This is a genomic window from Streptomyces apocyni, assembly GCF_009739465.1.
In the GTDB taxonomy this organism is placed as follows: Bacteria; Actinomycetota; Actinomycetes; order Streptomycetales; family Streptomycetaceae; genus Streptomyces; species Streptomyces apocyni.
On record NZ_WHOM01000074.1, the window covers coordinates 1 to 7,764 of the forward strand.

At 69.9% G+C, this 7,764-nt stretch carries 6 protein-coding genes and 2 pseudogenes; all 8 read right to left on the minus strand.

The annotated features are described in order from the left end of the window. Nucleotides 1-182 (minus strand): annotated as a pseudogene (locus tag GCN81_RS27235) (ATP/GTP-binding protein); the annotation flags it as partial. Continuing rightward, nucleotides 163-732 (minus strand): DUF742 domain-containing protein, encoded by a 570-nt coding sequence (locus GCN81_RS27240; protein ID WP_156727235.1) that lies wholly within the window; start codon nucleotides 730-732, stop codon nucleotides 163-165. The gene GCN81_RS27240 and the pseudogene GCN81_RS27235, both read right to left, overlap by 20 nt. A 91-nt stretch (nucleotides 733-823) precedes the next feature. After that, a complete protein-coding gene (locus GCN81_RS27245; RefSeq protein WP_156727239.1) occupies nucleotides 824-1,237 on the minus strand; it encodes a roadblock/LC7 domain-containing protein in 414 nt (137 codons plus the stop codon). 10 nt (nucleotides 1,238-1,247) lie between these two features. Further along, on the minus strand, nucleotides 1,248-4,544 hold the full coding sequence (locus GCN81_RS27250) for a sensor histidine kinase (protein ID WP_231627005.1): 3,297 nt from the start codon (nucleotides 4,542-4,544) through the stop codon (nucleotides 1,248-1,250). A gap of 350 nt (nucleotides 4,545-4,894) precedes the next feature. Further along, a complete protein-coding gene (locus GCN81_RS27255) occupies nucleotides 4,895-5,473 on the minus strand; it encodes a GTP-binding protein (RefSeq protein ID WP_156727237.1) in 579 nt (192 codons plus the stop codon). Next, nucleotides 5,454-5,864: a DUF742 domain-containing protein gene (locus GCN81_RS27260; protein WP_156727238.1), complete on the minus strand. Its 411-nt coding sequence runs from the start codon at nucleotides 5,862-5,864 to the stop codon at nucleotides 5,454-5,456. The genes GCN81_RS27255 and GCN81_RS27260 overlap by 20 nt, the downstream gene beginning before the upstream one ends. Nucleotides 5,865-5,978: 114 nt before the next feature. Then, complete coding sequence (locus tag GCN81_RS27265; RefSeq protein WP_156727240.1) at nucleotides 5,979-6,392, minus strand: roadblock/LC7 domain-containing protein; 414 nt, start codon at nucleotides 6,390-6,392, stop codon at nucleotides 5,979-5,981. A gap of 9 nt (nucleotides 6,393-6,401) precedes the next feature. Then, nucleotides 6,402-7,764, minus strand: a pseudogene (locus tag GCN81_RS32045) (nitrate- and nitrite sensing domain-containing protein); the annotation flags it as partial.

Genomic DNA, 7,764 nt, shown 5'->3' on the forward strand with positions numbered 1-7,764 from the left:
CCGGTGTGCGTGAGGTCGTCGATACCCGCCGAGGCTGACGTCATCACGGCCTCGGTGCGCAGCGGATTGATCTCCGAGACAGCGCCGACGAACGTGGTCTTGCCCACGCCGAAGCCGCCCGCCACCACGATCTTGGCGGATGTGGTGGAACGGCCTCCGCCGTCAGAGCTTGCGAAGTCCACTGAGCACCCTTTCGAGCAGTGTCACATCTGGCTGACCGCCGGCGTTCTCGTCGCCGCCGGGCTGGTGAATAGCGACGAGTCCCGCCTCCGCCAGGTCGGCTACGAGGATGCGGGCCACGCCTAGGGGAATGGTGAGCAGCGCCGAGATCTCCGCTACGGACTTGATCTCCCGGCACAGATTGCAGATCCGCTGATGCTCGGGCAACTGGCCCTGCAACTGATGCGGTTCCGCGGTGGTGTGCACCAGTGCCTCGATGGCGAGCTGGTACCGCGGCCTGGTGCGTCCGCCCGTCATGGCGTACGGACGCACCAGTGGGTTGTGGTTTCCGCCCGCGGGCTGCTGCCGCGCGGGCGCACGCCGCTGGGACTGCTGCGGCACGGACCTGCCGTGCCCGGGCCCCTGCTGCGCGTAGGGCTGCTGTGCGTACGGCTGGCCCTGGTGGCCGGATGAGGCGGGGAAGTTGTAGCTGTTGGGGGAGCCTTCGCCCTGCCCCTGCCCCTGTCCGTACGACCAGTTGCCCGAAGACGAACCTTCTGGGGGTGTTGCCACGTTCTCCTCCTCCGACTTGCGATGCGTCCACCGTTGGAGCCGCGTCCCGAAACTTTAAAGCCACGGGGCAAGAAAACGTACTGCCTGTCTGTTAGTTGAGAAGGCTGCCCTGGAGCTCCGCACGGAGGTCCGGGGTCAGTACGGTGCCCGCGCGGTCAACCAGAAGGGCCATCTCGTACCCGATGAGGCCGATGTCCGCCTCCGGGTGCGCGAGTACGGCGAGTGAGGAGCCGTCCGAGATGGACATGAGGAAAAGGAATCCTCGCTCCATCTCCACAACGGTCTGGGTGACGCTGCCGCCCTCGAAGATCCGGGAGGCCCCGGCGGTGAGGGAGGTCAGACCGGAGGCGACCGCCGCCAGCTGATCGGCACGGTCCCGCGGGAATCCTTCGGACATCGCGAGCAGGAGTCCGTCGGCGGAGACCACCACCGTGTGGGACACCCCGGGGGTGTTCTCCACAAAGTTGGTGATCAACCAGTTCAGATTCTGCGCCGCCTGGCTCATCGGGCTCACACTAACGCTCCTGGTTGTAGTTGCCACCAAGGCCGAAGCCCTGGCCGTTCGAGTCACTTCCTGCGTCGCGTCCCCGCTGGACGCCCCGGCGCAGGTTGCTCAGCCTGCCCCGTACGTCCTCGGGGGCGCGGGAGACCTGAGGGCCGCCCTGGGGGGTCTGCTCCGCGGTGCCCTCGACCAGGTTGGCCTTGGGTACCCGGCGCGGCAGGCCGGAGGGGGTGACCCCGCCCGCCTTGGGCTTGCGGAGCGCCTCGGCCCGCTGCCAGCGGTCGTCGTTCGCCGACTGCCATCCCGTGTCACCCGTACCGCCGTCCCCGGCCGCCGGGGGCGGCTCGTGGTCGGCGTGCTGCTGCGGCGGCGGGGTGTCCTGGCTGGGGGCTGGCTGCCACTGCTGACCCGCCGTGCCGTTCTGGTCCTGGACCGGGGCGGTGGAGCCACGACGCGGCAGGCCAGCGTCGGTCAGCGCGTGGGAGGTGTTCGGCGCGGGTGCCGAGGGCGCCTGCTGGCCGAAGCCTACGCGGTCGTCGCCCCCTGCGGGAGCGCCAAGACCGGATTCCGTTTCCTGGCTGTAGTCGGGCTGGTAGGCGTCCTGGTAACCGGTCTGCTGCTGCCACTCCCCCTGGTGGGAGCGGTCGTCGTAGCCGTCGTACTGCTGCTGCGCGGAGGTCTGCTGGGCCGCGTGGTCGTCGTAGGACGCCTCCGCATAGGCGGGTTCCGGATAGCCGCCCGGCTGCTGGTAGCCGTCGTAGCCGCCCTGCTGGCCGTGCTGGCCGTGCTCGAACACGCCCTGCTGGTCGCCGTACGCCTGCTGCTCGTCGTAGCCGGAGCCTTGTCCGTCGTACCCGTCCTGCTGGCCGCCGCTCTCGAAGGCGCCCTGCTGCTGACCGCCGTGCTCGTACGCGCCCTGCTGCTGGCCGTCGTACGCGCTCTGCTGGTCCTGCTCGTCCGGGAAGCCCGAACGGTCGGGGCCCTGCGTCTCGAGCGCCGCGCGGCGTTCCTCGCGCATCAGCGAGCGGCCCACCGGGTCCAGCTCACGGGCGTCATCCGGCACCGTGGGGCCGTCGTCGTACCGGCTGTCGTCGAAGCCGAGCTCCGCCGCGGTGCGCATCTGCGGGGCGGCGAACGCCTGCTGGTGCTGGGGCTGCTGGTCCTGCTCCGGGATGATCTGCGAGACCGTGAACTCGCTCTCGGGCAGGTCGCTGCCGCCACCACCATGGGTGATGACGTCGGGCAGCATGACCAGCGAGGTGGTTCCGGCCTGCTCGCCCGACGGGCGCAGCTGGACGCGGATGTCGTGCCGGCCGGCCAGTCGGCCGACCACGAACAGGCCCATGCGCTGGGAGATCGCGGCGTCCACGGTCGGCGGGTTGGCCAGCCGGTGGTTGATGTCCGCGAAGTCCTCGGCGGTCAGGCCGATGCCCTTGTCGTGGATCTCGATCATGACGCGGCCGTCCGGCAGCCGGGTCGCGGTGACCTTGACCTTGGTCTGCGGCGAGGAGAACGTGGTGGCGTTCTCCAGCAGCTCGGCCAGCAGGTGCACCAGGTCGGTCACGGCGCGGCCGTGGATCTCGGCCTCGGGGACGCCGGAGAGCTCGATGCGCTCGTACTGCTCCACCTCGGACGAGGCGGCGCGGAGCACGTCGACCAGCGGGACCGGCTGGTCCCAGCGGCGTCCCGGCTCCTCACCGGCGAGGACCAGGAGGTTCTCACCGTTACGGCGCATGCGGGTCGCCAGGTGGTCCAGGCGGAAGAGGTTCTCCAGCTGGTCCGGGTCGGCCTCGTTGTTCTCCAGGTCGGTGATCAGGGTCAGCTGGCCCTCGATCAGGGACTGGCTGCGGCGCGAGAGGTTGGTGAAGATCGCGTTGATGTTGCCGCGCAGCAGGGCCTGCTCGGCCGCCAGCCGGACGGCCTCGCGGTGCACCTGGTCGAAGGCTCGGGCGACCTCGCCGATCTCGTCCTGGGTGGTGATCGGGATCGGCTCGACCCGGGTGTCGACCCGGCCGGGGTCGGTACGCGAGAGCTGGTCGACGAGCATCGGCAGCCGCTGCTCGGCGATGCCGAAGGCGGCGGTGCGCAGCCGGCGCATGTTGTTGCTCATCTGGCGGGCCATGAGCGCGGCGATCAGGAAGGCGATCAGTACGGCGGCGACCACGGCGGCGCCGGTGATGTACGCGTCACGCTGGGCGTCGTCGGCGATCTCTCCGGCCTCGGTCACGGCCTGGTCGACCAGGCCGGTCTCGATCTCGCGGTAGCCCTCGAACTTGCCCGTGGAGGCGGCCATCCAGATCTCCGGCGTGATGCCCGCGGCGGCGAGTTCCTCGCGGGTCAGTTCACCGCCACCGATCAGGCCGATCATCTCCGACATGGACGGCGGGACGGGGAGGGTCTCGCCCGCGTCCTCGGCCTGCCTGGCGGCCTCGGCGAGCTTCTTCTCGCCCTCGTCCTCCTTCTCCTTCATCACCGCCTTGAGGCGGGCGACGTCCTGCTCGGTGCCCGAGGAGATGAACTCGGCGATCGCGATCTCTTCGAGGTACGCGTAGGAGGTGAAGGCGGTCAGCTGTTCCTGGTACTTCTTCGGGTCGCTGCTCGGCCGGATCAGCAGGTGGGTGCCGATGGAGCGCTGCAGCGATCCGGCGGCCTTGGCGAGTGAGACGGCGTAGACGGTGCGGCCGTAGCTGGTGATGTTGCCGGTGCCCAGGCTGAGCTCGTTGGCGAACTCCATCAGCGAGTGCTGGACCTCTACGTAGCCCCGTTCGGTGTTGACCGGGTCCATGGCGGCGACGTAGGCCTGCTCGCGGAGCTTGACCAGCTTGGACTCGCTGGTGCGGAACAGGCTGAGCCGACGCTCCAGGCCCATGGTGTCCGGCATGCTCTTGACGACTTCGTCGAACTTCGCCTTGGCGGCGTCGGTGTCCGCCCGGAGCTTCTTGACCTCGGCGGTCGTTCCGGCCTTGCCGAGGAGGTCGGGGGCGGAGAGGTCCCGCTCGTTCAGCAGCGCCAGGCTGTAGTCCTCGGCCGCGCGCACCACGAGGGCGGTCTTCTCCGCGTCCCGGGCTTCCTGCCAGGTGTCGACCGAGCCCTTGACCTGGAAGCCACCCATGACGATCGCGATGATCACGGGTATGAGCAGAATCGCGTTCAGCCGTACGGGCACCCGCCAGTTACGCGGGGAGAACCGGCTGCCGCTGTCGGACGAGCCGGGGCCCTCCGCGTCGGAGGTGGGCACCTCCGGGGGCGACGCCGCTGTCCGCGGCGGCGGGGTGAAGTTGCCCCGCGCCGACGGCTCGGGACTGCTCATGCTTCGCCTCACTCGACCAACAACCTCTCGGCGTCGGCACCTACGTTGTGCCGCTGTCGTCTTCATGCCCCTACTACTGGGCAGTTCAGCGCATTCCAGCACGTCAGCCGGGGCTCTACCAAACAGTGTGCAGCACTGACTCCAGGTGACCCAGGCCTCAGATAAAACGGGCATAAAGAACGAGCCCCGCCAAAAGGCGGGGCTCTTGTGAGCACAGCGATACCGAATGACCGCGTGGGGTGTCTGGGGCTGCTGAATTCTCTGTCGAAATGTTATGAACACGCGGGCGGTTCGTGTCAAAGGACACAAGCCGCCCTACGGGACGTACCGTAACTTCCCTACGGCAGCGCCTACTTGAGACGCGCCATCAGGGCGTGCTCGACCAGCGTGATCAGGCCACTCTTGGCGTCCGCGCGATGCCGGGCGTCCGTAGTGATGATCGGGGTGTCCGGACCGATCTGCAGCGCCTCTCGCACCTCGTCCGGGCTGTACGGCTGGTAGCCGTCGAAGCCGTTCAGGGCGATCACGAACGGCAGACCGGAGTTCTCGAAGTAGTCCACCGCCGGGAAACAGTCGGCCAATCGTCGGGTGTCCACCAGTACGACGGCGCCGATGGCACCCCGTACCAAGTCGTCCCACATGAACCAGAAACGGTCCTGACCCGGCGTACCGAACAAGTACAGGATCAGGTCCTGGTCCAGCGTGATGCGGCCGAAGTCCATGGCGACGGTCGTCGTCGTCTTGCCTCCGGTGTGCGTGAGGTCGTCGATACCCGCCGAGGCTGACGTCATCACGGCCTCGGTGCGCAGCGGATTGATCTCCGAGACAGCGCCGACGAACGTGGTCTTGCCCACGCCGAAGCCGCCCGCCACCACGATCTTGGCGGATGTGGTGGAACGGCCTCCGCCGTCAGAGCTTGCGAAGTCCACTGAGCACCCTTTCGAGCAGTGTCACATCTGGCTGACCGCCGGCGTTCTCGTCGCCGCCGGGCTGGTGAATAGCGACAAGACCGGCCTCCGCCAGGTCGGCCACCAGGATGCGGGCGACACCGAGCGGCATCGACAGCAGGGCCGACACCTCGGCCACCGACTTCACCTCACGGCACAGGTGGCAGATCCGCTGGTGCTCGGGGAGCAGTCCCATCAGCTGGGCCGGGTCGGCCGTGGTGCTGACCAGTGCCTCGATGGCGAGTTGGTAGCGCGGCCGGGTCCGGCCGCCGGTCATCGCGTACGGACGAACCAGCGGCTGGTCGCCCTCGTATCCGTAGTCGGAGTCCTGAGTGGCTCCGTACGGATCGTGAGAGGCGCTGGGCGGGGTCATGAATCCTCCGGGCGGGACAGCAGTTGGTCATTACATGCCGTCGTAGCTGGGCCGGTGGGGGGCATAAAAGCGGCCGGACGGTTGGTCGTTCGGGGCGAGGTTCCTGGCGCCGGGCTAGTGGAGAAGGCTCCCCTGCAGCTCGGCTCGGAGGTCCGGGGTCAGTACGGTGCCCGCGCGGTCGACCAGCAGCGCCATCTCGTAGCCGACCAGACCGATGTCGCAGTCCGGGTGGGCGAGTACGGCCAGCGAGGAACCGTCCGAAACGGACATCAGGAAGAGGAAGCCGCGGTCCATCTCGACCACGGTCTGGTTCACCGGACCGCCTTCGAAGATCCGCGAGGCACCGGCCGTGAGGGAGGTCAGACCGGAGGCTACCGCCGCCAGCTGATCGGCACGGTCCCGCGGGAACCCTTCGGACATCGCGAGCAGGAGACCGTCGGCGGAGACCACCACCGTGTGGGACACCCCAGGGGTGTTGTCCACAAAGTTGGTGATCAACCAGTTCAGATTCTGCGCCGCCTGGCTCATCGGACTCAACTAACGCTCCTGCTGGTGAGAGGGGCGAGGGAAGCTACCGGTCTGTCCGGACCCGGCCTCACGTCCCTGCTGGATGCCCCGTCGAAGATTGGTCAACCGGCCACGCACGTCATCGGGCGCGCGCGAGACCTGGGGACCGCTCTGTTGCTGTTGCTGCTCCGCGGTTCCCGCGACAAGGTTCGCACGAGGTACGCGGCGTGGCAGACCGGAGGTGGTGATCCCGCCTGCCGACGGCTTCTTGACCCGCTCCGCCTGCCGGACGAGCTCATCGTTCGGTGAGCTTCGCCAGGTCGCGGGCGTGGTCGCCTCGGGAGCGGGGGCCGCGTCCGGGGCTGAGGGTGTGGGGGGCGTGGGGGGCGTGTTGTCGGGCGTCTGCTGCTGCTCGCCGCCCTGGGACCGGAACCAGTTGGTCTCCAGGGTGTCGTACAGCGGGGTACGGCCGTCGCCGGGGCCCGCGGCGGGCAGCTCCCAGGGCTCGGTACGCGGCCGCGGCTCCTCGGGGCGCTGCTGCTGCGCGGGGCGGGGCTCCGGGGGCTGCGGTATCGCGAAGTCCGCGGTGTCCCGGGCGCCGTTGCGGGCCCCGGCGCCCATCGGGCCTTCGGGGCGCTGCGGCAGGGCGCGGGGGCGCTGGTCGGCGCCGCGCGGGGGCTCGGGCTGCTGGCGCTGCGGCTGGCCCTGCTGACCGGGCTGGCCGTGCTGACCGGGCTGGCCCTGCTGGTCGTTGGGGCGGACGCGGCTGAACTCGGGGCGCTGCGGCAGGCCTTCGTGGCGCGGGCCGTTGACGTCCGGGCGGGGGAACGGCGCGGTGGCGTCCGGCTCCTGGTGCTCGCGCGGGGTGTCCTGGCGGTCGGGCCGGTCAGGGCCGGCCGACGGCTGGGCGCTCTGGTCACTCCAGGTGGGTACGCGCGGCTGCTGGTTGCCACCGGGCAGCTCGCCGCGTGGTCCACCCCGCGGGGGCAGCTGGGGCTGACGGTCGTCGCGGCCACCGGAGTTGTGGGTGGTGCGCTGCTGTGGCGGGGAGGCGTGGCCGCCCTGCGGGGCCTGCTGGCCGCCCGCGGGACCCGCACCAGCGCCGCCGAACACATCCGAGCGGGTCGGGATACCGGAGTCGCCGGGCGCGCCGGCGCCCTGGCCCTGGCCCGTACCCATGCCCGTACTGCCGGACCGTCGCGCGGCGAAGCCGTCGCCGGGGACGGGCCTGCCCTGCGGGGCGCCGCCCTGCTGCGGGCCGTTCTGCTGGGGCCCGTTCTGCTGCGGAGGGCCCTGCTGGAAGCCGTTCTGCGGGGAGCCGTTCTGCTGGAGTCCGGAGCGCTGGCCGGGCGCACCCGTGCCCGGACCGCCGTCGCCACGTCCGGGCAGCGCG

What these genes read in the sequence shown, in the direction of transcription:
- GCN81_RS27245 (WP_156727239.1), bottom strand. Translation starts at nt 1,237, where the DNA reads ATGAGCCAGGCGGCGCAGAATCTGAACTGGTTGATCACCAACTTTGTG.
- GCN81_RS27250 (WP_231627005.1), bottom strand. Translation starts at nt 4,544, where the DNA reads ATGAGCAGTCCCGAGCCGTCGGCGCGGGGCAACTTCACCCCGCCGCCG.
- GCN81_RS27260 (WP_156727238.1), bottom strand. Translation starts at nt 5,864, where the DNA reads ATGACCCCGCCCAGCGCCTCTCACGATCCGTACGGAGCCACTCAGGAC.
- GCN81_RS27265 (WP_156727240.1), bottom strand. Translation starts at nt 6,392, where the DNA reads ATGAGCCAGGCGGCGCAGAATCTGAACTGGTTGATCACCAACTTTGTG.